The following is a 2,277-nucleotide window of genomic DNA, read 5'->3' on the forward strand; positions in this document are numbered from 1 at the left end:
GATAACAGGCTGATACCGCCAAGAGTTCATATCGACGGCGGTGTTTGGCACCTCGATGTCGGCTCATCACATCCTGGGGCTGAAGCCGGTCCCAAGGGTATGGCTGTTCGCCATTTAAAGTGGTACGCGAGCTGGGTTTAGAACGTCGTGAGACAGTTCGGTCCCTATCTGCCGTGGACGTTTGAGATTTGAGAGGGGCTGCTCCTAGTACGAGAGGACCGGAGTGGACGAACCTCTGGTGTTCCGGTTGTCACGCCAGTGGCATTGCCGGGTAGCTATGTTCGGAATAGATAACCGCTGAAAGCATCTAAGCGGGAAACTAGCCTCAAGATGAGATCTCACTGGGACCTTGAGTCCCCTGAAGGGCCGTCGAAGACTACGACGTTGATAGGTTGGGTGTGTAAGCGCTGTGAGGCGTTGAGCTAACCAATACTAATTGCCCGTGAGGCTTGACCATATAACACCCAAGCAATTTGCGTCGAAAGGCCAGATTGCGGTGTGTGAAGACGCAATGAACCGAAAGTTCGAGATTTCACAAAAACACCGACAGCTTTCACATACCCAATTTGCTGAAGCGAGGCCAGCTGGCCACGACTCAGTACCCGAATTTCTTGACGACCATAAGAGCATTGGAACCACCTGATCCCATCCCGAACTCAGCAGTGAAACGATGCATCGCCGATGGTAGTGTGGGGTTTCCCCATGTGAGAGTAGGTCATCGTCAAGATTAAATTCCGAAACCCCATTTGCGAAAGCAGGTGGGGTTTTGTTTTGGGCGCTCGAAAAGTGGGTACGCCTAGGCGGATGAGCTGTTGAGTATCTTCAAGGGCAGCTGCCGTATCACCGTACCCGTCGAGAGGGAACTCACTTCAGAGTGCCGTTGGGGAATTCAATGCAAAGTGTTTCTGCATTTTTGGTATGGTGCAGCACATTTCCCAAGGACTGATCTTTCATCGCAGGATGCGGCGTCGACCTTCTTCAACGAGATGCTGTAGAAATGCCTGAACCGATACCGATTAAAGATCACGAAAAAGAAAACCGCCTGGTCAACAAGCGCCTGCTCGCTTGTGCGTTGTTGGTGATAGGCATTACGTGTGCCCTGGTGGGGCGTATGTATTTCCTTCAAGTCGTACAGTTCGACTACCACTCCACGATTTCTGAAAACAACCGCGTCCACGTGCTGCCCATCACTCCGACGCGCGGCCTTATCTATGACCGTAATGGCGTGGTGCTGGCCGATAACCGACCCAGCTACAACCTGACCATCACCCGCGAGCGCACCACTGACCTCAAGGGCGAACTCGACGCCATCGTCAACTTGCTGCACCTGCCTGTCGAAGACCGTGCGTTGTTCGACAAGGCCCTGAAGCAGGCACGGCACCCCTTCGTCCCGTGACGTTGTTTTACGAGTTGACCGAAGAGCAAGTCGCATTGCTGGCGGTGAATGAGTTCCGCCTGCCAGGAGTAGATGTAGAGCCGCAATTCGTCCGTCACTACCCGCTGGGTGCGCATTTTGCCCACTCCATCGGCTATGTGGGGCGGATCAATGAGAAAGAATCCAAAGCCCTCGACTCGGTGGAGTACCGTGGCACGCAGTCCATCGGCAAAACCGGTATCGAGCGTTTCTACGAATCCGAACTGCATGGTCATGTCGGCTACGAAGAGGTCGAGACCAATGCCCAAGGCCGCGTACTCCGTGTGCTCAAGCACACCGACCCGATTCCTGGCAAAAATATCGTCCTGAGCCTCGACGTGAAGCTCCAGGAAGCTGCGGAAGAAGCCCTGGGTGATCGCCGTGGCTCAGTGGTTGCCCTCGATCCGCAAACCGGCGAAGTACTGGCCATGGTCAGTAAGCCGAGTTTTGATCCGAACCTGTTCGTCACCGCATCAGTTTCAAGGAATATGCCGCCCTGCACGACTCCATTGACCGGCCGCTCTTCAACCGTGTCCTCCGGGGGCTCTATGCGCCGGGCTCGACCATCAAGCCGGAAGTGGCCATCGCTGGCCTCGACAGCGGTGTCGTCACCCACAGACCCGTGTATTCGACCCCGGTTACTACCAGCTCCCCGACTTTGACCACAAATACCGCAATTGGAACCACAGCGGCGACGGCTGGGTAGACATGGACGCTGCCATCATGCGTTCCAACGACACTTACTTTTACGACCTTGCTCACAAACTCGGCATCGACCGTCTGCACGACTACCTGGCGGAGTTTGGCCTGGGCCAGAAAGTCTCCCTGGACATGTTCGAAGAGTCCGCTGGCTTGATGCCATC

General features: G+C 55.1%; 2 rRNA genes and 1 pseudogene (1 of these 3 only partly in view). All 3 read left to right on the forward strand.

From position 1 onward, the window contains the following. Positions 1 to 457, forward strand: a 23S ribosomal RNA gene (locus BLW22_RS30650); it begins 2,434 nt to the left of the window's first position. Between the two features lie 153 nt (positions 458 to 610). After that, positions 611 to 727, forward strand: a 5S ribosomal RNA gene (gene rrf / locus BLW22_RS30655). A 270-nt stretch (positions 728 to 997) separates the two neighbouring features. Continuing rightward, positions 998 to 2,277: pseudogene (mrdA, locus tag BLW22_RS35635) on the forward strand (penicillin-binding protein 2); the annotation flags it as partial.

Origin of the sequence: Pseudomonas marginalis (assembly GCF_900105325.1) — a bacterium.
GTDB classification, from domain to species: Bacteria; Pseudomonadota; Gammaproteobacteria; order Pseudomonadales; family Pseudomonadaceae; genus Aquipseudomonas; species Aquipseudomonas marginalis.